At 69.1% G+C, this 25,171-nt stretch carries 23 protein-coding genes; 15 read left to right on the forward strand and 8 right to left on the reverse strand.

All coding sequences use genetic code 11. The features are described 5' to 3' along the window. Positions 1-53: 53 nt before the first annotated feature. Positions 54-1,256: a GNAT family N-acetyltransferase gene (locus DAT35_RS06260; protein WP_108065970.1), complete on the forward strand. Its 1,203-nt coding sequence runs from the start codon at positions 54-56 to the stop codon at positions 1,254-1,256. 9 nt (positions 1,257-1,265) lie between these two features. On the opposite strand, the gene DAT35_RS06265 is transcribed toward DAT35_RS06260, so the two are convergent. From DAT35_RS06265 to DAT35_RS57990, 3 genes are all read right to left on the reverse strand, one after another. Next, positions 1,266-1,907, reverse strand: a complete 642-nt coding sequence (locus tag DAT35_RS06265) for a glutathione S-transferase family protein (RefSeq protein ID WP_108065971.1) — start codon at positions 1,905-1,907, stop codon at positions 1,266-1,268. Positions 1,908-1,975: 68 nt separating this feature from the next. Next, a complete protein-coding gene (locus DAT35_RS06270; protein WP_108065972.1) occupies positions 1,976-2,518 on the reverse strand; it encodes a hypothetical protein in 543 nt (180 codons plus the stop codon). A gap of 39 nt (positions 2,519-2,557) precedes the next feature. Further along, positions 2,558-3,541 (reverse strand): hypothetical protein, encoded by a 984-nt coding sequence (locus DAT35_RS57990; protein ID WP_146209591.1) that lies wholly within the window; start codon positions 3,539-3,541, stop codon positions 2,558-2,560. 269 nt (positions 3,542-3,810) lie between these two features. Here DAT35_RS57990 and DAT35_RS06285 point away from each other — a divergent pair, with 269 nt between their 5' ends. Further along, positions 3,811-4,497, forward strand: a complete 687-nt coding sequence (locus DAT35_RS06285; RefSeq protein ID WP_108065975.1) for a suppressor of fused domain protein — start codon at positions 3,811-3,813, stop codon at positions 4,495-4,497. 71 nt (positions 4,498-4,568) lie between these two features. On the opposite strand, the gene DAT35_RS06290 is transcribed toward DAT35_RS06285, so the two are convergent. From DAT35_RS06290 to DAT35_RS06300, 3 genes are all read right to left on the reverse strand, one after another. Next, on the reverse strand, positions 4,569-5,912 hold the full coding sequence (locus DAT35_RS06290; RefSeq protein ID WP_108065976.1) for a Fic family protein: 1,344 nt from the start codon (positions 5,910-5,912) through the stop codon (positions 4,569-4,571). Between the two features lie 313 nt (positions 5,913-6,225). Continuing rightward, entirely contained in the window at positions 6,226-7,149 is a 924-nt protein-coding gene (locus tag DAT35_RS06295) for a neuraminidase (protein WP_108065977.1), read from the reverse strand. 50 nt (positions 7,150-7,199) lie between these two features. Then, a complete protein-coding gene (locus tag DAT35_RS06300; RefSeq protein WP_108065978.1) occupies positions 7,200-7,940 on the reverse strand; it encodes a hypothetical protein in 741 nt (246 codons plus the stop codon). A gap of 307 nt (positions 7,941-8,247) precedes the next feature. On the opposite strand from DAT35_RS06300, the gene DAT35_RS06305 reads away from it, so the two are divergent. The 3 genes from DAT35_RS06305 to DAT35_RS06315 all read left to right on the forward strand — a co-directional run bounded on the left by DAT35_RS06305 (position 8,248) and on the right by DAT35_RS06315 (position 10,716). Further along, positions 8,248-8,715 (forward strand): ferritin-like domain-containing protein, encoded by a 468-nt coding sequence (locus DAT35_RS06305; RefSeq protein WP_108065979.1) that lies wholly within the window; start codon positions 8,248-8,250, stop codon positions 8,713-8,715. A 160-nt stretch (positions 8,716-8,875) separates the two neighbouring features. Next, complete coding sequence (gene amrS / locus DAT35_RS06310; protein ID WP_108065980.1) at positions 8,876-9,949, forward strand: AmmeMemoRadiSam system radical SAM enzyme; 1,074 nt, start codon at positions 8,876-8,878, stop codon at positions 9,947-9,949. 149 nt (positions 9,950-10,098) lie between these two features. Continuing rightward, complete coding sequence (locus DAT35_RS06315) at positions 10,099-10,716, forward strand: TIGR02265 family protein (protein ID WP_108065981.1); 618 nt, start codon at positions 10,099-10,101, stop codon at positions 10,714-10,716. Positions 10,717-10,766: 50 nt separating this feature from the next. Here DAT35_RS06315 and DAT35_RS06320 read toward each other — a convergent pair whose 3' ends face one another. Then, the gene (locus DAT35_RS06320) at positions 10,767-11,999 is read right to left on the reverse strand and encodes a cytochrome P450 (RefSeq protein WP_108065982.1); all 1,233 of its coding nucleotides are present in this window, start codon (positions 11,997-11,999) and stop codon (positions 10,767-10,769) included. A gap of 339 nt (positions 12,000-12,338) precedes the next feature. Here DAT35_RS06320 and DAT35_RS06325 point away from each other — a divergent pair, with 339 nt between their 5' ends. The 7 genes from DAT35_RS06325 to DAT35_RS06350 all read left to right on the forward strand — a co-directional run bounded on the left by DAT35_RS06325 (position 12,339) and on the right by DAT35_RS06350 (position 19,745). Next, a complete protein-coding gene (locus DAT35_RS06325; RefSeq protein ID WP_108065983.1) occupies positions 12,339-13,754 on the forward strand; it encodes a prenyltransferase/squalene oxidase repeat-containing protein in 1,416 nt (471 codons plus the stop codon). A 2-nt stretch (positions 13,755-13,756) separates the two neighbouring features. Then, complete coding sequence (locus tag DAT35_RS58805) at positions 13,757-14,767, forward strand: terpene synthase family protein (protein ID WP_158501573.1); 1,011 nt, start codon at positions 13,757-13,759, stop codon at positions 14,765-14,767. Between the two features lies 1 nt (position 14,768). Then, positions 14,769-16,139 carry a cytochrome P450 gene (locus DAT35_RS06330; RefSeq protein ID WP_158501574.1) on the forward strand — a complete coding sequence of 457 codons (1,371 nt, stop codon included), beginning with the start codon at positions 14,769-14,771 and terminating at the stop codon, positions 16,137-16,139. Positions 16,140-16,192: 53 nt separating this feature from the next. Next, a complete protein-coding gene (locus DAT35_RS06335; protein ID WP_108065985.1) occupies positions 16,193-16,831 on the forward strand; it encodes a response regulator transcription factor in 639 nt (212 codons plus the stop codon). Between the two features lie 108 nt (positions 16,832-16,939). Continuing rightward, positions 16,940-17,836, forward strand: coding sequence for a S1C family serine protease (locus tag DAT35_RS06340; RefSeq protein WP_108065986.1), 897 nt, complete (start codon positions 16,940-16,942; stop codon positions 17,834-17,836). A 15-nt stretch (positions 17,837-17,851) separates the two neighbouring features. Next, complete coding sequence (locus DAT35_RS06345; RefSeq protein ID WP_108065987.1) at positions 17,852-18,766, forward strand: S1C family serine protease; 915 nt, start codon at positions 17,852-17,854, stop codon at positions 18,764-18,766. A 22-nt stretch (positions 18,767-18,788) separates the two neighbouring features. Continuing rightward, the gene (locus DAT35_RS06350; RefSeq protein WP_108065988.1) at positions 18,789-19,745 is read left to right on the forward strand and encodes a ketopantoate reductase family protein; all 957 of its coding nucleotides are present in this window, start codon (positions 18,789-18,791) and stop codon (positions 19,743-19,745) included. A 598-nt stretch (positions 19,746-20,343) separates the two neighbouring features. On the opposite strand, the gene DAT35_RS06355 is transcribed toward DAT35_RS06350, so the two are convergent. Further along, on the reverse strand, positions 20,344-21,027 hold the full coding sequence (locus DAT35_RS06355; RefSeq protein ID WP_108065989.1) for a Crp/Fnr family transcriptional regulator: 684 nt from the start codon (positions 21,025-21,027) through the stop codon (positions 20,344-20,346). 334 nt (positions 21,028-21,361) lie between these two features. Between DAT35_RS06355 and DAT35_RS06360 the strand changes: the two genes are divergently transcribed. From DAT35_RS06360 to DAT35_RS06370, 3 genes are all read left to right on the forward strand, one after another. Continuing rightward, positions 21,362-21,859 (forward strand): hypothetical protein, encoded by a 498-nt coding sequence (locus tag DAT35_RS06360; protein WP_108065990.1) that lies wholly within the window; start codon positions 21,362-21,364, stop codon positions 21,857-21,859. A gap of 137 nt (positions 21,860-21,996) precedes the next feature. Further along, positions 21,997-23,211 carry a hypothetical protein gene (locus tag DAT35_RS06365; protein ID WP_108065991.1) on the forward strand — a complete coding sequence of 405 codons (1,215 nt, stop codon included), beginning with the start codon at positions 21,997-21,999 and terminating at the stop codon, positions 23,209-23,211. Then, entirely contained in the window at positions 23,208-25,166 is a 1,959-nt protein-coding gene (locus tag DAT35_RS06370; RefSeq protein WP_108065992.1) for a serine/threonine-protein kinase, read from the forward strand. The genes DAT35_RS06365 and DAT35_RS06370 overlap by 4 nt, the downstream gene beginning before the upstream one ends. The last annotated feature ends 5 nt before the right edge of the window (positions 25,167-25,171 follow it).

The following is a 25,171-nucleotide window of genomic DNA, read 5'->3' on the forward strand; positions in this document are numbered from 1 at the left end:
GGCGGATGGGACACCAACACTGGCAGGAAGGAAGGTTGCACGGCGAGCGTCCCATGCCAGCGTTAGAAGGTGTCCCCGTGGCCTCCGACCTCCGTCTCCGCATCCTCGAGTCCATTACCGATGTCCCCGCCTCTTCCTGGGACGCCCTCACCGGACCCGATGCCCCTCCCTTCATCCTCCACGCATGGTTGTCCGCCATGGAGGAGAGCGGCAGTGCCCGGCCTGAAACGGGTTGGGAGCCCCAACACATAACGCTCTGGCGCGGAAAGAAACTCGTCGCCGCCTCGCCTGCCTACCGCAAGCACCACAGCATGGGCGAGTACATCTACGATTTTTCCTGGGCCGGTGCCGCCGAGCGTCTGGGCATCGAGTACTACCCCAAGCTCGTCGTCGGTGCCCCGCTCTCCCCCGCCACCAGCCCGCGCTTCCTCATCGCCCCAGGTGAGGATTTCCCCGTACTGCGCCTCGCCTTGATACAGGCCGCCGTGGAGAGCGCTCGGGAGGGGGGCTGCTCCTCCGTCCACTTCCTCTACCCCCGCGAGGACGAGGCGGACCTGCTCGAGGAGCAGGGCCTCGCCCGCCGCATCACCCTTCAGTTCCACTGGAAGAATCCGGGCTATCGCGGCTACGACGACTACCTGGCGCGCTTCGACTCCAAGCGCCGCTCCCAGCTCAAGCGCGAGCGCGGGGCCGCCGCCACCCAGGGCATCGTCATCCGCACCGTGCGTGGACAGGAGTTGAGCCCCGAGCACGCCCGGCGCGCCTTCCGCTTCTACGAGGCCACGTGCGAGACCCGCGGGCCCTGGGGCCAGGTGCAGCTCACCGAGGACTTCTTCCTGCGCGCGTTCCGTTCACTGCCGGACACCGTGGAGCTCGTGCAGGCCGAGCACCAGGGCAAGGTCATCGCCGGAGCCTTCAACCTCGCCACCCCCGAGCGCCTCTACGGCCGCTACTGGGGGTGCTTCGAGGAGCACCCCTTCCTGCACTTCCACGTGTGCCTGTACCACTCGGTGGACGAGTGCATCCAGACGGGCCGCAAGGTGTTCGAGCCCGGCGCGGGCGGCGAGCACAAGATTGCCCGCGGCTTCGAGCCCACCGCCGTGCACAGCGCGCACCTGCTCTTCGACGAGACGCTCGACAAGGCGGTGCGCGACTTCCTGCGCCGAGAGCACGCCCACCTGCGCCCCGCCATCGAGCAGGCCGAGGAGCTCGCCGGGCTCAAGCCCTGGCCGCTCCAGGGCCGTGCCACCGGTTGAGCGCGAGGGTCAGCCGGCCGCCAGCTCGGCTTCCTTCGCCTGCGCCCGCTTCATGGCGTCGCGCTCGACGAGCGCCGCGAGGTAACGCTTCACCGGCTCGTGCGCGGGCAGCTTGCCCCAGGAGTTCAGCCACTGCAGCATCGCGCCAATCATGATGTCCGCGGAGGAGAACTGGTCGCCCAGCAGCCACGGGCCCTTCTCCACCGCGCGGGAGATGCGGGCAATCGTCGCGTCGAACGAAGGCCAGCCGATGGCGCTCGGAGGCGGCTCGGCCTTCCGGGGAAACATGAGGTCGGCGAAGGAGGGCTCGAGCGCGGCCGCGCCGTAGGCCATCCACGTGGCGTACGCGGCCCGCTCGGGCGTGCCCACCGCCGGGGCGAGGCGCGCTTCCGGCAAGGTGTCGGCGATGTACGCGCAGATGGCCGCGCTCTCGGTGATGACCGCCGACCAGTCGCCGCGAGGGCCGCGGTCGACGAGGGCGGGCACCTTGCCGTCGGGATTCACGGCGAGGTAGGCGGGCGACTTGTGCGTCCCCTTCTGGAGGTCGTAGCGCACGAGCTCATAGGGAACGCGCGCCTCCTCGAGCAGCCAGAGGATGCGGAACGAGCGCGAACGCGGAGCGTAGTGGAGGACGAAGCGAGGCGTGGTCATGGCATCGCCCTCCTTAGCGGAAGTCCGGCGGGGACACCACCGGCGAGGTCACGTCGCGTACGGCCCGCTCAATAGCGAACGTCCAGGCTCGGCAGCAGCAGCCGCGCGTCGCCCAGGGGCCGCAACGACTGGCCCAAGTCCAGGTGCACCACCGCGTGGCCGCGCTCGGCGAGGTACGCCACCGGCGCCTCGAAGCGCAGCGGCGCCACCCGCGTGTCGATGACTCCACCGCCCGAGGCCTCCTCGTAGCCGCCGAAGTCGTCGAACTCCACCTCCACCCGCACCCGGTCCACGCCCTCGGGCACCAGGAAGAGGCCGAGCAGGTGCGCCTGCTCCGGCTGCGTGAGGTCCATCGGGAAGCGGGCCTTGAGGCGTACGGGCAGCGGCTGCCCCTCCACGGTGGAGATGGAGACGCGGCGCACCTGCACGAGCGCCGAGGCGTAACCGGGATTGTTCACCCCCTTGAGGCGCAGCTCGAAGCGCTGGCCCTGGGCATCCGCGGGGAAGTCCGGGCGCGGCCCCGGGGACTCTCGCATCCGCGACTCCCCGCCGCAGCCTCCGAGCACGAGGGCGGCCGTGCCCACCGTGAGCAACATCAGCAGCTTCTTCATGACGTGTGTTCTCCTGGAAGGTGTGTGAAGGAAACGGCGCTACGGACGGCCGGGCTCCGTCGGGTCGGCGGCGATGCTGGCGGCATGTGCTGGCGTGGCCCGCCCCGCGTCGAAGCCTCCAGGCAGCGGCTCACGCATGCCCGCCTCGTTGTGGCGCCGCAGCTCCGTGGCGAGCCGCTCCAGGCCCTCGTCCCCCGAGCCACCCCGCAGCGTGAGCAGGGCCTCATCGAGCGCCTGGCCCCGCTTCGCGCTGGCACCGAAGAGGCGCTCGTTGCAGGTGGACACCAGCGCCTCGCGTGCGAGCTCGAAACGCCGCGTGTCCTCCTCACCGCGCACCCCACCGCTGCTGTCGAGGCCGGGGCTGGCCCACAGCATGCCCAGCGCCTGCTCCAGCGACTCCACCCGCGCCACGCCCAGGTCGATGCGCCCCGGCGCCAGGCACTGCTGGAGCGCCTGCTCGTGCACCTTGAAGAAGCCCGCGTTGCGCGAGGCCCCCGGCGCCACGGGGTTCGGCGGCTCCACGCAGTCGGGGTCATCCGGCGGACAGGCCTGCTCGCAGTCCACGAAGGGCTCGCAGCAGGTGACTCGCGCGGCGCACTGCGTCTCGCCCAGGTCCCACTTCACCCGGAGCGCGCTGTCGAAGCTCGAGTCCGCCCTGCCATCACTGGCCGCCAGCGCCTGGCAGGCCTCGGGCGTGGCCAGCGTCAGCTCGAAGGTGGCCTCGCGCGTGCCCCCCACCCCGAGCGCCAGTGGCGTGGGGAACGGGTTGCCAGCGCCGTAGGGGGCCAGCAGCGGGTCCTCGATGAGGTTCGCCACGGACTCCGCCGTCGGGTGGACGTTGCGCAGCGTGTAATGGAAGCGCAGCGTGGCTGGAAACTTCGTCACCCGGGGTGCCTCACCCGGAGTCCCCTGCCCCTCGCCCTTCACCTGGACACGCTTCTCACAGGTGAACTCATGGGCTCCCGCCACCCCCGCCCCCCCCAGTACCGCGACCATGGCCGCGGCCTTCCATCCCCTCTGCATGTCGCTCCTCCCTGTGTGGACCCGAGCGCCCTGGCTGCTCGTCGCGCCGCTCCCCCTTCACGACCCATACCGGGCTCCGGACGACCCACTTCGTCCACCGGCGGGCGCCGGGTGGGTACAGCGTGCGACAGGGATGCCTGCCTGCCTGCCCGGGGCTGTGGAACGGCGCGCCATGGAGTGGGAAGGAGGTTGCCCACCATGGGACCGGACAGTTCCTCGCGAATGAAAAGTGAATCGCAGGGGAACAACCCTTAGAGTCTCTCCTAGCTATGAAAGCGCCTGAGACGGATGAGGCCTTCTGCCAGTGGTACGAGGACTGCTGGGCGGATCGGGACGAGGTGGAGTACCCCAAGCTCTTCGGGGTCATCAGCGAGGAGGTCTACACGCTGGAGCAGAGCGGTGCGTTGGAAGCCTGGCTGGAGAGTGATCTGGCCGAGGTGCAGGAGTTGGATCCCAACTGGGCGGGCATGGGCGTGCGGGTGTCGCCGCCGAGCCCCGAGTACCCCTACTGGACGTACGTGACGAGCGGGTTGTCCAACCCCATCACGGTGGCGCCGGGGCAGGACATCGCGGACGGAGCGCCGAGCGGCCTGGGCTACGAGATGGTCATCCACACGCCGGAGGAGGCGCAGTGGCCGGTGCTCCGGCTGCTGGACATGATGGCCTACAACCTGGTGTGCATGAGGGCGTTCGCGGTGGGGCACCGCTACCCGGTGGAGGGCACGCTGACGGGAGGAGAGTCGAAGCTCAACGGCTTCGTCTTCGTGACGGACCCCTCGCGGCCCTCGCACTTCCAGCTCGAGTCGGGGAAGGTGCAGTTGCTCACGCTGGTGGGCGTGACGAAGAACGAGATGGCCTTCTCGCGCTCCAACGGCATCGACCGGCTGATGAAGAAGCTGGTGGACGCGGGCTCCGGCTACATCACCCACCCGGCTCGAGAGCAGGTGCAGCTCTAGGCCCTGGCCGTTCACCCTCAACCCCCTCTCCTCCCCTGGAGAGGGGCGGAGTGCCGAGTCCCGGCAACCTGTCAGGGACTCCACTCCCGCAGCAGCCGCTCGAGGTCTGGAACGGGGTAGAAATGGAAGGCTCGCCCCACCTGCTTCTTTCGCAGGCAACCCGCCTTCTCCAGCTCGAGCAGATCCTGGCGAGCGGTCTCGTAGACAATGCCGTGCTCGCGGCGATAGGGCTCGATGGAGTACTGCGCTCCCGGGTGACGAAGCGCATGCGCCAGAAGCGCCCGCTGCCGATGATTGAAGTTCTCGCCAGCCCTCAGGAGCAACTCGACCTCCCGCAGTTCCTTGCTCTTGCGGTCGAGATACACGTAGAGGTCCTGCATTGCCCTTCGGATGACGTCCAGTTGGTGCAAGAGGAAGTAGGTGAGGTCGCTTCCGTCCGTCTCGGTGTACAGGAAGGCGCGGCTGTATTGGGTGGGTGCCTTCTGGATGATCCGGGAGATCGAGAGGAACTCCGCGATCCAATAGCCTTGCCGGATCATGCTCCAATAGAAGAGCGCACGCGCGGTACGGCCATTGCCGTCGACGAACGGGTGGTCGTAGGCGAGCATGAAGTGGAGCACGATGGCGCGAACGACCGGGTGGATGAAGGCATCCCCTGCGCTCTCATTCGCAAACGCGCAGAGCGCTTCGATTCGTGAGGGAAGCTCGCGCGCGTCGGGGGGAACGTGGAGGACTTGTCCCTTGCCGATCTCCTGCACCGTGACGGTTTCATCCGGGCACCGCAGCATTCCCGCCTCGCCAGGCTCCAAGGTGCCTTCGGTGATGACCTCGTGCAATTCCAGGAGGAAGGCCGCGGAGAGGGGCTCCTGAGCCTTCCTGCGAAGCAGCTCCATCGCCTGGAAGTTGTTGAAGATCATCCGCTCATCTCTCGTTCGCGGCTGCCGCCCGTTCAGGAGCATGTCCTTTGCGACATGACGGGTCGTCGAAGCTCCCTCCAACTGGCTGGAGGTAATCGCCTCCTCCATGAGCGAGCGGATGATGTACCGGTCTCGAACGTCCTTATTGGCCAACCGTGGGTCGGCCATCTCGAGTCGTCCGCCCATATCGCGGTCGATTTGATGCAACGCGAGGAGGAGGCCGTCGGTTCGCGCGAAGTGGAAGCTGCGCCCTGTGTTGTCAGCGAGGGGCAACCCGGTCCTGAGAACACCCCGGGCGAAGCTGATGCCAGCCCACCACTCCTCGGCTGTCAGCCCCTCTGGAGGACGGTGCCGTCGAAGCTCGTCCCAATGAAGGTACTGACCCTTGATCTCCGGCTTGAATCCCCACGAGAAGAAACGTCCGAAGCGCTCCGCACCCCCTTTGAGGATGGCTTGCAGGGCGGATTGGGGATCCGGAGGAGTCGAGGGAATCCGCACAGGAACTCCGAACTACTAATTCAGGAGCTACTAGTAGTTGAATGGTACTTTGGGGCTGAACCACCGCCACGTCCGACAACTACCAGTCTGGTCCAGATGAGGAGGTCCCTGGTAGTTCCCCAGGAGGGCGGCCCGCCTGCTCCTCGTGAGCGGACCCATCCAGGTTGGGAAGTGCAGAGAGGCGTCCCGGCAAGCAGGGGCCTGGAGCCCTGGTCTCCCGGCCAAGGCATCCGTCAGGACGAGTCGTCCAATGGGACGAGCACCTCGTCAGGCACAAGCCGCCCGGAAGAGCGGCGCTATCGCTAGGACTCGCTCACGCCACGCGGCCGTAGACGCCGCCGCGAATGTCCACGCCGAGGCCCCACCCGGAGCCCGCGATGTCCACCTGCGGCCCGAGCGGCAGCGAGTGACTGGACCACGTCCGCCCGCCGTCCTCGCTCACGTGGAGAGCCGGATCCGCGCCCTTGGAGGGGTCCGCGCCGCGGGTGAGGAGGCGCAGCACGCCCTCGGAGGCCATGAGGCGCAGCGGCTCACGGCCCGCCGGCAGCGGCTCCAGCCAGCGCACCTCGGAGCCCTGACGCTCGCCCACGCGGGCCTGTCCCTGCACCACCGCGGCCAGGAAGGCCCCGTCCACGTCCACCACTCGGGAAGCGCCCACGTCGAGCTGGCTCCAGGTGGCGCCCCCATCCGTGCTGACGGAGAGCCCCTTGCCCAGCAGCGCCACGCCGCCTTCCACGCGCCGCAGCCGCTCGGCGTGCGGGTTGCGCTCGCCCTCCAGCTCCAGCTCCGTCCACGTGGCGCCCCCATCCGTCGTGCGCCCCAGGAACCATGCGCCCAGCACCCAGATCTCCTGGTCGCTGACGGCCAGCACCTGACCGATGCTCGGGGCGCCCACGGGCCCGCGCGTCTGCCACTCGCGGCCACCATCCGAGGACACCAGCAGGTGGTAGTCCGAGCCCGAGCCCGAGGGCTTCAGCGTGGCGCCGATGGCCACGCCCACCGCCCCGTGGCTGTCCAGGGCCTGAATCCATCCCGGACCTTCCCAGGCCCTCGTCACGGACCCGGAGGCGACGCGGTACAGGTGGGCACGGCGCGCCTTCATCCGCTCCAGGAGGCTGCCACCGGGCGGCTCCGACAACGCGCCGATGAGCCCGTAGCCCTCGCGGCTCGCGGCCACCGCTCCGACCTTCAACCCCTCGGACAGCTCTCCCAGCCTCTCCCAGTCTTTCTCCGGCACGCGTCAACCTCGGAATGTCGATTGCGGGGGCGAAGATGCCAGCCCCGCCGCTACCAGGGAAGCGACAGGTGCGGCAGCTTGATGCGCGAGGGGAACTTCGGCGTGAGGTCGTGCACCAGTTCCTTGAAGGACTCCTTGGCCACGTTCACCGCGTCGCCCGGGTTCATCTTGCTGAGCGCGACGGCGACCTGCCTCAGGCCGTCCTTGGTGAACAGGTCCTTGAGGTCCGGCGTGGTGCCAATCTTCATCAGGTCCTGCGCCGGCAGCTTGTAGAGGCCGGAATTCACGTAGGCGTCCGGGTGCGCGTCGTAGGCGAACTTCTTGAAGGCCTCGGGGTCGCGCTCGAGCTGGGCGAAGCCCACCGGGTCCTCCATCCGCTTGGTCTCGATGGACTCCTGGAGCGCCTTGAGGGTGCGGTCACGCCACTCGAGGCCCTGGGGCGTCAGGTCCTTGGGCCCGAGGCTGGAGAAGCGGTCGCAGTACTTCTGCCCGTACTCCAGGTAGTACGCGGGCGGGGTCATCCCCGGGTTGCGGCGCACGAAGTCGTCGTAGCGCTTGCGGTAGTAGTCCTTGGTGCCGGTGGGAATCTCGGCGGGGAGGTTCTGCGCGGCGCTGCTGCGGCCGGGGGTGAGGGCCTTGGCCGTGGCGCGGGTGGACGTCTCGAAGACATCCGCGGAGCGGGCCGGGGCCGCTGGCGAGCGCACCGCGTTCTTCTGCGCGACCGTGGGCTTGGACTCGGTCTGGAGGGCCTGGGGGCGGACGGGGGGGCTACCCGGGCGGTCGATCCTCATTGATGTCTTTCCTCGCGATGCGCCCGGCGCCGAGAACCACGAGTCAGGCCAGGGGGGGCAAACGCGATTATCGCGAGGCACCTTCCAAAGTTTCCATCCACGTGCAGAAAATACCGCCAGTGCGATCTCCGGAGACCCCGGGTGTGGAAGCCCTCGTGGAAGCAACACCCAGCCTCCCCGCTCGCCGGGCGAGCCATCATCCAGGACGTAGGGAAGTGTCCTCCAGGACCGCTTGAGACCCCTCGCCCTCCTCCCCAGCTTTCGGCGGCGCGGAATCCACCGCGCGGATTTTCAGGAGGAGGACGGCATGGCGGCGATGGACCTGAACAGGATGCTCGAGCGGCTCAATGACCTCATCGCGTTGGATATCGACGCGGTGGGGGCCTACGAGGCGGCCATCAACCGTATCGACGTGGAGTCCCTGCGGATGAACCTGCGGGAGTTCCAGCAGGACCATGAGCGGCACATCCGGGAGCTGTCGCAGGTGGTGAAGACGCTGGGCGGCACGCCGAGGCAGAAGCCAGACATCAAGGGCTTCATCCTCAAGGGCTTCACGGCGGTGACGTCGATGATGGGCACCGAGGCGGCGCTCCAGGCGATGCGGGGCAACGAGAACCTCACCAACCGCACCTACCGCAATGCGCTGAACGAGGAATGGAGCGACGAGGCGCGCGCCATCATCGAGCGCAACTACTCGGACGAGCAGCGGCACCTGGCCTTCATCGAGAACGCACTGCGCAACCGCCCCTGGGAGCAGACCCCGGTGCAGCCGTAGGCCTCCTCGGGCCTCGAGGGCCGGAGCGGCCGGGTGGGTGGCCCTGGCCGCTCGACGGCCCGGCCCCGGTGGAGCGGGAGTGGACGGGACGGCGGTCCGCTCCCGCACGTGTTTCCTCTCTGTTGAGCGGCGGGCGATCCCCGCCCCACGGGAGGGAGACATGCAAGAGAGCGAATACCCCGCGCGCTGGTGGCACGCGCTGGAGGACGGGCGCATCCAGTGCGACCTGTGTCCGCGCGACTGCAAGCTGCACGAGGGCCAGCGGGGCATGTGCTTCGTGCGGCAGCGCACGGGCGACAGGATGGTGCTGACGACGCACGGGCGCTCGTCGGGGTTCTGCGTGGACCCCATCGAGAAGAAGCCCCTGGTGCACTTCCATCCGGGCAGCAGCGTGCTGTCCTTCGGGACGGCGGGGTGCAACCTGGCGTGCCGGTTCTGCCAGAACTGGGACATCTCCAAGTCGCGCGAGATGGACCGGCTCACCGATGAGGCGACGCCCGAGGCCATCGCCCGAGCGGCGGAGGTGTACGGGTGCCGGAGCGTGGCCTTCACGTACAACGACCCGGTCATCTTCGCCGAGTACGCCATGGACGTGGCGGACGCCTGCCATGCGCGAGACATCCAGACGGTGGCGGTGACGGCGGGCTACATGCGTGCCGAGCCGCGCCGCGAGTTCTACGCGAAGATGGATGCGGCGAACGTGGACCTGAAGGCGTTCACCGAGGAGTTCTACTTCCAGCTCACGGCCGCGCACCTGAAGCCCGTGCTGGAGACGCTCGAGTACCTCCACCACGAAACGAAGGTGTGGCTGGAGATCACGACGCTGCTGATCCCCGGGAAGAACGACTCGGACGCGGAAGTGGGGGCGATGAGCGAGTGGCTGATGAAGCACCTCGGCCCGGACGTGCCGCTGCACTTCACGGCGTTCCATCCGGACTACAAGCTGCAGGACATTCCGCCCACCCCGCCCGCGACGCTGCGGAGGGCGAGAGACATCGCGCGCAAGGTGGGGCTGCGGTACGTGTACACGGGCAACACGCACGATCCCACAGGCGAGACGACGCTGTGCCCGGACTGCGGCAGAGCACTCATCGTGAGGGACTGGCACGACATCCTACAGTACCAGCTCACGGCGGAGGGCACGTGTCCGGACTGCGGAGCGAAGGTGCCGGGCCACTTCGACGCGAAGCCGGGAGACTTCGGCCGGCGCCGACGCCCGGTGGCGGTGATGTAGGCCAAGGCCCTGTTGCCGTGGACTACCTCAAATGTTCCAATGATCTTCGCTTCGCCTGAGGAACCAGGATCCACTCCCGGCCACCCCTCCGCCACTGGTGCGGAACGGGCATCGGAGTCGCAACACCCCATTGGAGGGAGGTAGTACGAATGGGAGACCAGACTGTCGCTTGGGAATCCCTGGAGCTGGGTTCCAAGGAGGAACTGCAGTTCCGGCTGTCCTTCATCGAGCCGAGCAACGCCATCCGCGGAGTCTTCATCAAGGGCGTGCTGGAGGTGGTCCAGCAGATTGGCGGCAAGGCCGCGGTGGACCACTGCATGGAGGAGCTCGGAGAGACGGAGCTGCTGGACTTCTTCAACTACCCCATGGCCACGTTCATCCGGATGACCTACGCCGCAGCGCACTTCCTGAGCGACAGGTATGGGGGTTTCCAAGGCGCGATGTGGAAGATGGGGCACCAGGCGCTGAAGAACTTCGAAGCGTCCCCCGTGGGTAAGTCCATGTTGCTGATGGCCCACGGAAACCCCAAGCGCCTGCTCGACACCCTGCCGGCAACCACCCAGGCCATGACAGCCGGCGGAGAGAGCTCGGTGATGTCGACCGGCTCCAACAGCGGCGTCTACTCGGTGAAGCGCGATTTCACCCCCCCCGCCTATACGGAGGGGGCGATGCAGGCCTTGTTCGAAGCCACGAAGGCCCGGGGAGTGCAGGTCCACGCGAAGCGGACGGGGCCGTTCGACACGGACTACGAAATCTCCTGGGAGTGAGGGGGAGACGCCGGAGTCGACGGGAGCCATCACCCCGGCATCGAGAGGGCTCACCAGCGCACGTGCAGTGAGTCGAAGCCGCGGAAGAGGAAGTTGGGAGCCTTGGGCCGCGGCGGTTGCTCCTCGTCCAGACGCAGGCCGGGCATGCGCTGCAGGAGCTGCTCGAGGAGTGTCTGGATCTCCCGGCGAGCCATGTTGGCGCCCAGGCAGTTGTGCGGCCCGAAGCCAAAGGTCAGGTGCTTCTGCGGCCCGTCACTCCGAGTCACATCGAAACGATCCGGCTCGGAGAAGACCGAGGGGTCCCGGTTGGCCGCCGCCACGCAGAGGAACACCATGCTCCCCTGGGGAATCGTCCGGCCGTGCAGCTCGAAGGTCTCGGCTGCGAGCCGCAGGATGAAGGGCACGGAGGGGTTGAAGCGCAGCATCTCCTCCACGGCCGACTTCACCAGGTTGGGATCCTCCTGGAGCAGGCGGACCTGATCGGGGTGCTTCAGCAAATCGTGGAGGCCATTGCTGATCTGATCCGTGGCGGTGGTGTGCCCGGCGAAGAGCAGGAGGATGGCATTGGCCAACAACACCTCCTGGCTCGCCCCGGTCTCCTGCTGGGCGAGAATCATCCGGCTGAGCATGTCCGGGCCCGGAGCGTGACGGCGCTCCTCGATGATGGAGCCCAGGTACCCGGACAGCGCCCGGGTCGCCTCCTCGACCCGAAGGGCCAGGGCCTTCAGATCGGTGCCCGGTGAGAAATTGGAGAGGTCGACGAAGGGCTGCGCCCAGGTGATGAACCGCTCGCGATCCGGTGCGGGGATTCCAAGCATCTCGGAGATGACGAGCGGGGGCAGTTGGCAGGAGAGCTCCTTCACCACGTCCATGCGCCCCAGGGGCTGCACCCGGTCCACCAGCTCCGCCGTGATGCGGCGGACGGCCGGCAACATGGCCTCGAGCGCCTGGGGGGTGAAGCCCTGATTGGCCAGCCGACGGGCGCGGAAGTGCTCGGCGCCGTCCTTCATGGACATCTGCCCCTGAAGGAACTGCCGGAAGGCCGGGATGGCCTCCGGACCTACGTCGCGGAACTGGTACTCGTAGAGCTGTAGCCGATTGTTGCTCAGCCGCGGATCCCGGAAACAGGCCACCACGTCTTCGTAGCGGGAGATGAACCAGGCCTGCGCCAGGTCCGACCAGTGCACCGGGTCCTGGTCGCGCAGCTCCCGGTAGAGCGGGGCGGGATCAATCAGCTTCTCAGGACGGACGAGGTCGAGCGGGGCCTTCTGCGAGACAGTCATGCTTCTTCAGGGGAGCGCATCAAGTCAGGGGATTCGGGCCTGATGAGGGGAGGAAGCCTAGCCCCACCTCGCTCGATCTGTCCAAAGTGGGCCAGCGTACGAGGTGTTTGACACCCTCCCGCCCGGCGTACGAGGTGTTTGACACCCTCTCGGCCGTACGAGGTGTTTGACACCCTCCTCGACACCCTCCTTCGCCATGGGTTTTCCAAGGGAGTGGAGGTCGGAATGATCCGACGCTTGCGCTCACCAGGGTACTTCGATCAGATTGTAATATTCTAGTAGCACAGCAGGTCCAGAAGGGCCGTTGCCCGGAGGCCGGCTGCAGCATCAGGCGAACGAATGGTGAGAGAAGCAGTGAAGCTGTTGGAGGGATGCGGGACGAGTGCGGTGAGTGGCTCGCCCTATGACACGGCGTGGGTCTTGCGCAGCCGGCTGCTGGACGAGGGGGACGAGCACGGGCTGCTGCGGGAGCTGCTGCGGACCCAGAAGCCGGACGGAAGCTGGGGAGCAGGTGCGTTCCACATCCATGACCGGGTGGTGAACACGCTGTCGGTGGTGATCGCCCTGGCGGAAAGAGGCCTGGCCCGGGAAGCGAAGGAGAAGGGCAACGCCTTCCTCCAGCAGAACCTGGAGCGCCTGGGAGAGGGCGAGGTGGAGACCATCGGCTTCGAGCTGATCTTCCCCGCCCTGCTCGAAACGGCGCGAGGGCTCGGACTCGAGCTGCCCTATGACTGCCAGGCGGTGCATGAAGCCGAGGAGCTGGGACGCCGCAAGCGGGCGCTCATCCCTCCGGGCATCTTCGCCCGGCAATCGACGCTGACCCACTCCCTGGAGGCCTTCAGCGGCTATCCGGGCCAGGGCGTGTTCCCCAATGGCTCCCTGGGTGGCTCTCCGGCGGCGACAGCGAGCTTCCTGATGCGCCAGGGGACGCGCGAGGACAGCCTGCGCTACCTGCGGCAGTTCGAGCCGAGGGGCTGGAACGTCCCCAGCATCTACCCCTTCGAGATCTTCGAGTACGCGTGGGTCCTCTACAACTTCCTGCATGCGGGCCTGCTGGAGAAGGTGGATGCCCGCCCGGCGCTGGAGGTGTTGTGGCGCCACGTGCAGAGGTTCCGAGGAGCGAGCATCTCGGATGCCTTCCCGGTCATCGACGCGGACGACACGGCGGTGGCGTACATCGTGCTCAAGGAGGCCGGCTACCCGGTCCCGGCGTCGGTGCTGGAGCAGTTCGAGGAGAAGCAGTGGTTCCGCTGCTTCGAGCTGGAGCGCAACCCATCTCTCAGCGCCAACATCCATGTGCTGGAGGCGGTGCGGAGGACTCCGGACTACCCCCGGCGTCAGGAGGTGCTCGACAAGCTGCTCGGCTTCCTGCGCGGCCGGCAGCGCGAGGACGGCTCCTGGCTCGATAAGTGGCACATCAGCCCGTACTACTGCACGGGGCACGCCCTGCTGGCCATCGGTGGGCTGGACGAGGTGATGAGCCGCCGGGCGCTGGACTACCTCGTGCGGACCCAGAACGCGGATGGCGGCTGGGGGCGCGCCGGCAGCTCGGAAGAGGAGACCGCCTACGCACTCCAGGCGCTGGCGAGCAGGAATCGCTCGGGCACCTTCAACGTGCAGCTCGAGACGGGGCGAAACTACATGCGCGCGGGGGCCCGGCCGCCCCCGGAGCTCTGGGTGGACAAGGGGATGTACTGCCCGTTCACCGTGGTCGAATCCGCATGCTTCGTCTGGCGTGCCGGGAGCGTGAGGTGAACATGGCACGACGGTTCGATTGGCGGACGTACGTCCAGCAGAACAAACCCGGAACGGATTCAGCCCTTCAGGCGGCACGGCAGGCCGTGATGCTCGGCATGCTGCCCGGGCTCGAGGCCTGGTCCTCCCGCCATGGCCTCACCGCCTTCGGGAATCGGCTGAAGCCCGGCGCGTATTACGGCAGCGTCTCGATGCCGGAGGAGGTGGGGGCGCGGCTGATGGCCAGCTACTCCCTCTGGCTGTTCGCCCTGGACGCCTGCACCGACGAGAGCCCCTCGCTGGAGGCGCTGGAGGCACGCGCCCGGAAGCTCATCCCGCCCCTGGTGGGTCAGCCCCGAGGAGAGGCGGGAGCTGGCGAGCTGGAGGTCCGGCTGGCGGCGGCCTGGGAGGAGCTGCGCTCGGAGCTGCTGCGGCTGCGAGGGCCCGCGCTCGACGCGGCCTCCCTGGCCTTCAGCCTGAGCACCTTCGCCGCCGAGACCGCGGCCGTCGTCGGGGCGATGTGCTGGGAGCGCAACCAGAGTCTGCGCTACCTCGCGAGCACACAGCGTACCGCGCCCTTCGGATTGGACGAGTACCTCACCGTCTCGCGCTACTCCATCTGCGTGCGCTCGGCCGGCTCGCTGGCTCTCGCTTTCGAGCCCGCCCCGCTGGAGGCCTGGAGCCGGTGGCAGCGGGCCATGGACGCGGGGGCTCGCGTGCTGCGGCTCGTCAACGACATGGCCAACCTCCAGAAGGAGTTCGAGGAGGGCAAGCTCAACGCCGTCTCGCTCACCCTGCTGGGGCTGGGCTGGGATGGGCGGACGACGCCCCCCGCGGACAGCCCGCTGCTGGCCGAGGCGCTCTTCCAGGTCCGCAAGCGCCTGGCGGAGGAGCTGGACCGGTTCAGCGACGAGCTGCGCGAGCTGCCCTCGGAGGGGCCGCTGGCCACCAACGTCCAGGCCAGCGTGGCCTTCACCATCGCCATGTACCAGCACGGCGACTACGAGATTCCTCACGAGCACGGAGCCTTCTGACATGTCGAGCGCAACCCCCTCCGCCCCAGTGGCGAGCGGTACCATCAAGCAGATCAGCGGGCTGCCCCTGCTCGGCAATGCCCTCGAGTTCCAGAAGGATCGCCTGGCACTGCTGTGCCGCGTGGCGCGCGAGTGCGGGGAGATCGGCGGGTTCCGGCTCGGCCCGGTGCCGGTGGTGATGCCCAACTCGGCCGAGCTCATCGAGCAGTTGCTGATCGACAAGGGAGACGAAATCCACCGGGGGCGGTTCTTCGATGCGTTCATCCCCGTGCTGGGCACCCACTCCATCCTGACGCGGGATGGGGAGTACCACCGCCAGCAGCGCAAGCTGCACATGCCGGCCTTCGCGCCCCGACGCCTGCCGCGCTACGCCGAGGCGATGGTGCGCTGCACGCGACAGGTGCTGGACGGCCTCCAGGACGGGCAGGAGGTGGACATGGAGCACGTCATGGGACGGGTGGCCCGCCTCATCGCCGCCGCCACGCTCTTCAGCATCGACGAGGGCCCCCTCGTCTCCCACTTCCAGAAGGCGATCTCCGTGGTCGAGGCGTACGTCGCGCATGCGATGAGCAGCCTGGTGCAGATTCCCCTGAGCTGGCCGACGCCCGCGAACCAGCGTGCCCGGGCCGCCATCTCGGAGTTGCGGCGGCGCGCGGAGGAGATCGTCGCCGAGTACCGCAAGCACGGCGAGGACAAGGGGGACCTGCTGAGCATGCTCCTCCAGGCCCGGGACGAGAACGGGGAGGCCCTGAGCGACGAGCAGCTGCGGGATCACGCGGTGACCATCTACATCGCGGGTCAGGAGACCACGGCGGTCGCCCTGACGTGGATGGCCATCCTGCTCGCCTGGCACCCGGAGATCCAGGCGCGGGCCCGGCAACAGGTCGATGAGGTGCTCCAGGGGCGCGAGCCGACCGCCGAGGATCTACCCCGGCTCTCCTACCTGCTGCAGATCGTCAAGGAGACCCTCCGGCTCTACCCCCCCGCCGCGGCGATTGGCCGGGAGACGCTGGAGGAGGTGGAGCTCGGCGGGTACCGCCTGCCCGCGAAGCAGTTCATCATGATCAGCCCCTACACGCTCCACCGGGTGGCCCGGTACTACCCGGAGCCCGAGCGCTTCATCCCCGAGCGCTTCCGTCCCGAGGAGGAGAAGCAGCGGCCGCGCAACGCGTTCCTCCCGTTCGCCACGGGGGTGCACACGTGCATGGGCAACCACTTCGCCTTGATGGAGATGCAGCTGAGCCTGGCGAGCATGCTGCAGAAAATCCACTTCGAGCTGGTGCCGGGGCAGGACATCCGGCCGAAGCTGCTCATCACCGTGAAGGCCAGCTCCGCGCGGTTCATCATCCGGCACCGGACAGATGTGAGCTGAGCCCATGAGGCTCACCGGGCGAAGCGGATGGGTGCCCGTTAGGCATTGACGCTGTGCTGGACTCCGACGCCTCACCCGTCCGTCTCGCCCTGGTCGCCGAGGACCCGCTCGCCCGGGGTGCGCTCTCCCGAGCCCTCTCGGAGCAGGGGGGCGATCTCGCGGTCATCGCGTCAGGCACGCTCGCGGAGGTGGATGCCTCGCGCTCCGAGGCCGCTCCGGATGTCGTGCTGTGGGATGTGGGCCTGCACCCGGCCGAGCCCGGAGGAAGGCTCGATGCGCCCGACCTCGGGGCCCCCGTGCTCGCGCTCGTCCCGGATGAGTCCGCGGGAGAGGGCGCGCTCTCCGCGGGAGCCCGGGGCCTGCTCTTCCGGGACGTGGCTCCCGCACCGCTGCTCGCCGCGCTGCGGGCCGTGGCGCGAGGGCTCACCGTGTTCGACCCGGCCCTCGCCACGCTGCGAGCCACCCCGCGCGCCTCGACGCCCACCGTGACACCAGAGGGCCTCACGCCTCGGGAGCGGGAGGTGCTCGCGCTGCTCGCCGAGGGCCTGTCCAACAAGGCCATCGCCGACCGGCTCGACATCAGCGAGCACACCGCGAAGTTCCATGTGAACGCCGTGCTCGCCAAGCTCGGCGTGCAGCGGCGCACCGAGGCCGTCGTCCGGGCCGCGCGCATGGGACTCGTGACGCTCTGACCCGGATGGGGAGGGGACCTACCCATTCGGGCAGGTCGCGCCCCCTCCGTCTCGCCGATGTGCCGCCGGAGTGGGCCCTTTAGCTTTTACAGCGAAAGGAAACGCTCCATGTCCGCCGACCTCACCGCCTTCTCCGAGTCCCTCGCCTCCATCGTCGAGCGCATCGCCCCCAGCATCGTGCGAGTCGAAGCCCGCCGCCGCCATGGTGCCACCGGCATCGTCTGGGGCGCGGAGGGCCACATCCTCACCACCCACCACGCCATCGAGCAGGAGAGCGCCATCACTGTGGGCCTAGCCGATGGCCGCACCGCCTCGGCCGAGCTCATCGGGAGGGACCCATCCACGGACCTCGCACTCCTCAAGGCCGACCTGCCCGGCCTCACGCCGCTGGCGCCCGCGCCGCTCGAGGGTCTCAAGGTAGGCCACCTGGTGCTGGCCATCGGCCGTCCCGGGCGCACGGCGAGGGCCACGCTCGGCATCGTCAGCGCGTTCGGCGAGAGCTGGCGCACCTTCGCGGGAGGCCGCATCGACCGCTACCTGGAGACCGACGCGGACCTGCCTCCGGGATTCTCGGGAGGGGCGCTCGTGGACGCGCGGGGCCGCTTCCTCGGGCTGCTCACGGCGGCCCTGTCGCGCACCGCCGCGGTCGTCATTCCCGGGGAGACGCTCAACCGGGTCACCCAGGCGATCCGGCAGCACGGGGGTATCCGCCGGGGCTACCTCGGCGTGGGAGCGCATCCCGTGCGCCTGCCCCAGGGCCTCTGGGCGAAAGCCGGCAGCGAGGCGGGACTCATGCTGCTCACCATCGAGCCCGAGGGCCCCGCGGACAAGGCAGGCCTGACGCTGGGCGACGTGCTGGTGAGCCTCGGTGGCCAGCCGCTGCACAGCATCGAGGAGCTGCTCGGCTACCTCGGAGACGAGAAGGTAGGCACGCAGGTGCAGGCGAAGGTGCTGCGCGCGGGCGAGGTGCGCGAGGTGCCCATCTCCATTGGCAAGCGTTCGTGAAGGGAGGGTGAGACCATGAAGTTCCTCCAACAATTCTCCGACGAGCTCGAATCACTCGTATCGAAGGCGGGGCCGGCGGTGGTGGCGGTGCAGCACGCGCGGGGCCACGGCACGGGCCTCTTCCTCACGCCGGACGGCTATGTCCTCACCAACCGGCACGTGGTGCGCAGCCGGGGCCGGCTCACCCTGGAGCTGCACGATGGCAGCGAGGTGCGTGCCGAGCTCGTGGGCTCGGACCAGCCCACGGACCTGGCGGTGGTGCGCGCCGAGGAGGGCGCGAAGTTCCCCACGCTGCCGCTGGCGGATCCACACGACGTGCGCGTGGGACAACTGGTGATGGCCATCGGCAATCCCTTCCGCCTGGAGCAATCGGTGTCGATGGGCGTGGTGAGCGCCATCAACCGCACCCTGCCGCTGCCGGACGGAGTGATACTCGAGGGCCTGTTGCAGACGGACGCGGCCATCAACCCGGGCAACTCGGGTGGGCCGCTGCTCAACATGCACGGACAGGTGGTGGGCATCAACACGCTGGTGCTGCCATACGCGCAGGGCATCGGCTTCGCGGTGAGCGCCACCACGGCGGCCTGGGTGGCCAGCCTGCTCATCCAGCGAGGCAAGGTGGAGCGGCGCTTCCTCGGCATCGCCGCCACCGCCATCAACCTCCCGCCCCAGAGCGCGCAGGAAGCGGGCCAGCCGCGAGCGGTACGGGTCATGAAGGTGGGCGAGGGCACGCCCGCGGCCAGCGCGGGACTCGAGGCGGATGACCTGCTGCTGGGCATCGACGAGCGGCCCGTCACGAACGTGGACGACGTCCAGCGCCTGCTGGCGCTCGCCACCGAGCCCGAGGTGCGCCTCGAGGTGCTGCGCAAGGGCCGGCGCCGCACCCTGCACGCGCGCACCACGCCGCGCGAGCAGAGCAAGGCGGCGTGAGGCGCGGCTATGCTCCGGCCCCATGAGATTCGCCATCGTGGGTGCCGGGGCCGTGGGGGGCTACTTCGGCGCGAAGCTGGTGCAGGCGGGCCACGAGGTCACCTTCCTCGCGAGGGGCGCGCACCTGGAGGCGCTGCGCCAGAAGGGGCTGGAGGTGCGCGGTGCGGCCGGAGACGCGCGAGTCCCGGTCCGAGCGGAGTCGGACGCGGCCCGGGTGGGCCCAGTGGACGTGGTGCTGCTGGCGGTGAAGACGTACGACATCGCCGGGGCCCTGCCCGTGGTGAAGACGCTGGTGGCGGCGCCCGGCACACCGGCCCTGGGCGGAGCCACGGCGGTGGTGCTCACCCTGCAGAACGGCGTGGACAGCCCCGACGAGGTGGCCTCCGCCGTGGGCCGGGAGGCGGTGCTCGGTGGCTCGGCCTACATCTCCGCGGCCATCACCGAGCCCGGAGTCCTCACGCAGACCGGGACGCACCAGCGCATCACGCTCGGCGAGTTCTTCGGGGACACCACGCGAGTCTCCCCGCGCGTGGCCACCCTGCGCGACGCGCTCGCCGGGGCCGGCATCAACACGGACGCGGTGGCGGATGCCCGCGTTCCGCTCTGGGACAAGCTCGTCTTCCTGGCCCCTTTCGCCGGGCTGACCGGGGCCACCCGCCTGCCCATTGGCGTGTTGCGAACGTGTGCGCCCTCGCTCGACACCTATAAAGAGGCGGCCTCCGAGGTCATCCGGGTCGCCGCCGCCGAGGGTGTGACCGTCAAGCGCACTCCGGAGTCACTCGAGCGGGAGCTTCACGGACTGCCGCCCCAGACACGAGCCTCGCTGCTGGTGGACCTGGAGCAGGGCAAGCGCCTGGAGGTGGAGGCCCTGCTGGGCTCGGTGATGCGCCGGGGCCGGGCCGCGGGAGTGCCCACGCCGGTGCTGGCCACCCTGTACGGAGTGCTCTCCCCCTACGCGAGCGGACAGCCCCAGGGGTGACGGGCTCTCGAGCTCCCGCACGGCAGGTTCCCGATCCTCATCTCTGGAATCCGGGCTCAGCAACCCAACACGGGAATCCTCCCGAGACCCGGGCAGCCATCCAGCCCGCCGAGAGTGGAAAGCACCCCCGCTCCTGGTGTATCCATACCGCCCGCCGGACGAGCCGCCCGGATTCGAACCGCGCGCCGCCGTCCCCCGCCCCACGCACGAAATCCCCACCCGTGTCTGTGAACGGCTTCACACCCCCTGGGTGAGTCGATTCACAGCCCCGGAGGGCCCTGGAGGGGTATCACTCTTCTTGGGAACAGGGACTTGATTCCCGTTGAACCCGAACGCCGCATCCGAGGTGCGAGCGGAGTGATGTCAGGGCGAGGTTGCCGAAGGTCATGTCCTGAGGGGGGATGACCGAAAGCCTCGCCGGGGGGACTCCGCCCCGCTCCGCCTCGGAAAGGCACGTGAGGGCCGCGCCGGGGGGCGTGGCGCTCCACACGGGTTCCGGAGTTGGCGCTGGGGGGTGCCTTCTTCTTCGTCCCAGGTCCCAGCGGGCCAGGGGGCCGCGCCGGGGGGCGCGGCCTCCACCCCTGTTTTCCTTCCCTGCCTAGTCCACGTCGCGGCGCAGTCGCTCGAGGTCCAGGATGGTGATCTGCCCGTTCTCGTACGTGAGCACTCCCGCGCGGGCGTAGTCGCGCAGCCACTTGTTGACACTCTCGCGCGTCATCCCGCACAGGTTGGCCAGCTCCGCCTGGGTGAGCTGTTTGGGGATGACGACTCCGCCCCCGGGGACGGGCTGGCCCAGCTTCTTGGCCAGGTACAGCAACACCCGCGCCAGCCGCGCCCGCGCATCCAGGAAGGCCGAATCATGCACCAACTGGGTGACGCGCCTTACCATGCGGCTGAGCACCGCCAGCAGTCCCATGGCCACCTGCGGGCGCTCGCTCAGGAAGCGCCGGAAGTCCTCCTGGTGGAGGCTCAGCAGGTGCGTCTCCTCGCGCGCCACCGCGTCCGTCGAGCGGGGCTCCCCATCCAGCAGCGCCAGTTCCCCGAAGGATTCCCCCCGGCCCAGCAGCCCCAGGATGACCTCCTTGCCCTCCGACGAGCTCAGGCGGATGGCCACCTCTCCCTTGCGGACGATGAAGAGCGCCGTGCCCACATCTCCCTGGTGGAAGATGACCTCTCCCTTGTTGTAACGCCGCTGCTGCAGCAACCCCGACAGGTTTTCCAGGTCCTCGCTCGCGAGGTGCTCGAACATGGGGATTTGAGCCAGCAGCTGCGAGTACGACATGGGGGGGGCACCTCGGCGTCGAGACGGACGAAGCAGGCGAATGCCGGAAGTCTCCACCTCCTCGCGCCCTGGTCCAAACGTTATTCCTTTCTACTTCGGGTATGGGTGTCCCCTCGCCTGGACACCACTCGTGGAACACACCCTGGCCCCTGGGCGCATTGACCAGGAGTTCTGCTTGCGAAATGATGCATCGATGGTGTAACGCCGAGCCCAGCACGCGTGGATGCCACGGCGGCGTTCCTCGAAGCTCGACGAGCGCATGACCGCAGAGGCTCCCTCATCCGCCATGACGCCCCGCCCCCAGTGCCCACGATGTGGGACGGAGGTGCCGCTCGTGGGCCCGGGGACCCAGGTCATCCGCTGCGCGGGTTGTGGTGCCGCCCTCCAGGTGAGCGCGCGTCCGGTGGAGCCCCAGAAGACTCCCGACACGCCCGCGCCCCCGGCTGCCGAAGGAGGCGCACGTCCCCGCCGCCGTCCCGTGGTGGAGGTCTCCGGTCCCCGGCGCGCGGAGGCCCAGCCCCTCCAGACGTTCACGGTGGAACTCTCCCAATCGGATATCGACACGGGGGCGATCGGCCTGGAGGCCGAGCCCGCTCCCCCCGCCGCCGCGCCAGCCCCCGCGGCGGCCCCCGTCAGTGTCGAGACGCCCTGGTACGCCGAGGACATCGAGCGGCTGCCCGAGGCGAGCGTGAGCCTCGGACAGCTCGCGCTGGAAAACTTCGAGCCCTTCCCCCCGCTGTCGCTGCGGCCCGACCTCCCCCAGGGCTCGCGGACCGGGACAGCCGCGGCACGCCCGCCTGGTGTGCCCACGTCCCATTTGCAGGGGAAATGACAGCAATCCAGTAGGCTGGTGTTCTGACGGCCAGGCTTGTAACCCCATGAAGCCCGGCAAGGGGCCGGTGGGGTATCATGGCCAACGCGCGTGGTTGTGACGACGGCACGCATCGAGGAGGGAGTGGAGGAAGCGCGATGAGGAACGCAACCAGCATGGAGCCGCCGGCGGGCTCCTCGGCGGACCTCCAGGCGGCGCGGCAGGGCTGCATCGAGCTGGGGCGTCAGGCCGAGGGCATCGCCGAGCTGGTGCTCCCCCTGCTGCGCCAGGCGAGCCAGGAGCTCAGCCGCATGGAGGCGCAGCGCGACGAGCTGCGCAAGGCCGCCCGCGAGACCCCGCCCACCGTACTGCCCCGGCTGCTCGAGCGCATCGAGGAGCAGAGCCAGCACGTCAAACGTCTGGAGCGCGCCAGCCGCGGGCTCCGCGAGCTCGGCTCCGCGATCGGTGGATTGGGCGAGCAGTTCCAGAGCGGGCTCACGCGTCGCGACGAGGAGCTGCGCGAGCAGGAGGCCATCACCCGCGAGGAGAAGCGGATGTGGCTCCAGGAGCTCAACACACTGCGCGAGCAGGTGCGCGCCCAGGGCAGCCAGGAGAAGGACACGGGCCCCTCGGCCGCACTGCAGGAGGAGCTACAGCGGCTGCGCGCCGAGGCCGAGGCCATGCCCCGGCTGCGCGCCGAGAGGGATCGGCTCGCCCACCGCGTGGCCGAGCTGGAGAAGAACCTCACCACCCGGGAGCAGACGCTCACGGCCAAGGAGCAGACCATCGAGGACCTGCGCAGGATGATCGTCCTGCTCTCGGGGGACCCGGCCGCCTCCACCCCGTCCTCGCCCACCTCGCCCAAGCCCATTCCGCCTCCCGTCAGCGTCGCTCCGCTCGCATCCCCGGTGGCCCCGCCGAAACCCGCCCGGCCCACCGAGAAGCCACCGGACATCATGTTCGGCAGCAGCACCATGCAACTGGCCAACAGCCTGCTGGAGACGCTGGGCCCGTCCGAGGCCCCGGTCGGCCCGTCTCCGGTGACCCCTCCGCTCGGAATCCCCGAGCGCAAGGTGCCCAGCATGGAAATCATGCTCGGCCCCCTCGACGAGTTGGAGTCGCCGCGGCCCTCACTGCCACCGCCCATCCCCACCGTGCCGCCCGTGCCCGTGGTGTCCCCCTCGGCCGCCAAGGCCCCCATGCCCCGGGCGAGCGCGCGCGTCGCGCCCAAGGGCCCGGCCCTGACGCCCGCTCCGATCGCCGTCCCGCCCCGGCCTCCCCCCGAGCGCCCCGGCACCCTCGTCATCAGCGAGGACATGTTCAACGAGGTGCTCATCGAGGAGAATCCACCCAGGGGAGCCGGTAAGAAATGAGCGCGCCGTCCGAGCTCCCTACCCTGCCGGCCCGCTTCGGCCGTTATGTGCTGCTCAGCCACCTGGGCCGCGGCGGCATGGCGGATATCTTCCGGGGCATCGCGCTGGGTGCCGGCGGCTTCGCCAAGCCGATGGTCATCAAGCGCGTCCTGCCGGAGGCCACCCAGCAAGAGTCGGCGGTGCAGATGTTCATCGAGGAGGCGCGGCTGTCAGCGCTCCTCCAGCACATGAACATCGCGCAGATCTTCGACTTCGGAGAGCACCACGGCGAGTACTTCATCGCCATGGAGTTCATCCATGGCCGCGACCTGCATGACCTGATGCGGCGCGTGGGGACGAAGGGACAGGGGCTCCCCGTCCACATCGCCTGCTACATCGCCATGGAGGTGCTCAAGGGGCTGGACTACGCGCACCGGGCCCGCTCGGCGGCGGGCGAGCCGCTCCACCTGGTGCACCGCGACGTCAACCCCACCAACATCATCATCTCCTTCGAGGGAGAGGTGAAGCTGCTGGACTTCGGCGTGGCGCTGGTGGGCAATGCCGACAGCTCCAACAACGTGCGCGGCAAGCCAGGCTACATCCCTCCCGAGCAGCTCACCCGGAAGAAGGCGGACGGGCGCGGTGACATCTTCGCGCTCGGCATCACCCTCTACGAGATGCTGGCCCGCAGGCACGCCTTCAAGGCCGGCACGATGATGGACATCCTCAAGCAGACGGTGTCGCTGAAGGCCCGGCCGCTGCGGCTGCAGGACGCCGCCCCCTTCGTGCCCGAGGCGCTGTGCACGGTGGTCAACCGGTGCATCCTCGCCAACCCGGACGAGCGCTTCCAGACGGCCGCCGACGTGCTCGACGCCCTGGACGAGTTCCTGCTGTCCGCCGGCCTGCGCGTATCCCAGCGCGACCTGGCCGCGTTGATGGCCGCCTACTACGAGCCTGAGGTGCGCGCACCTCCCGTGCAGCCTCCCATCCCCGAGGGGATGCTGGCCCAGGAGCCGCCCCCCGCCCAGGCCACGACCGCCGCCACCTATACGGTGCGCGAGCCGGGCGGTGGCCTCTACCTCATGCGGCTGGGCGAGGCCGACGTGCAGCTCCTCTTCGCTTCCGGGAAGCTGTCGCCCGAGGCCCAGGTGTCCCAGTCCGGTGGGCCCTTCCTGGCCCCCTCGGCCTTCCCCCGCTTCAGCGCCGCGGCGGCCTCGGCCCGGGAGCGCCTCGAGGCCCGGCGCGCGAAGGCCTCCCCTCCGCGCTTCGCCGGCAACCTGACGCAGGTGCCTCCCCTGCGCATCATGGCGCGGCTCATGCTGGCCAGGGCCACCGGCCGGCTCCACTTCGAGCACAACCGCACCCACAAGGAGCTCTTCCTCAAGGCGGGGCAGATCATCGCGGTGCGCTCGAGCCTGGCCGCGGACCGCTTCGGGCCCTTCCTCCTCAACACGGGCAAGCTGTCGCAGGAGCAGTGGCAGCGGGCCGTGGAGCACACGCCCCCCTTCTCCGGCCGGCTGCTGGACGCGCTGCTCGCGGCACGGGTCCTCTCACCGGCGGAGCTGGCCGAGTGGACGCACGAGCACCGGCGCACCGTGGCGCTCAGCCTCCTGGGCTGGACGGCGGGCCGCTATGCCTTCTTCGAGCGCGAGGCCCCCATCACCGACGGCTCCGAGGAGCGGCTCGGCGGACTGGCCCTGCTCAACGAGGGCCTGCGCGCCCACTACCCGCTGGAGCGGCTGGTGCGCGAACAGGAGGCCCTGCGCCACAAGCCGCTCTTCCGCAACCTGGACGCCCCCGTGGCCGCCAGCGACCTGGCGCTCTCCGCCTCCGAGCTGCGCACGGCCTCCCTGCTCAACAAGCCGGGAAATACCCTGTCCGGCGCCCTTGCGGAACTCAAGCGTCCGGAGGATGAAGTAGCGCTGCGCCGTGTGGCGCTGCTCTTCACCGAGGTAGGGCTCCTGGCGGCGGCCTGAGGCAC

It is taken from the genome of Vitiosangium sp. GDMCC 1.1324 (assembly GCF_003044305.1).
Classification (GTDB): Bacteria; Myxococcota; Myxococcia; order Myxococcales; family Myxococcaceae; genus Archangium.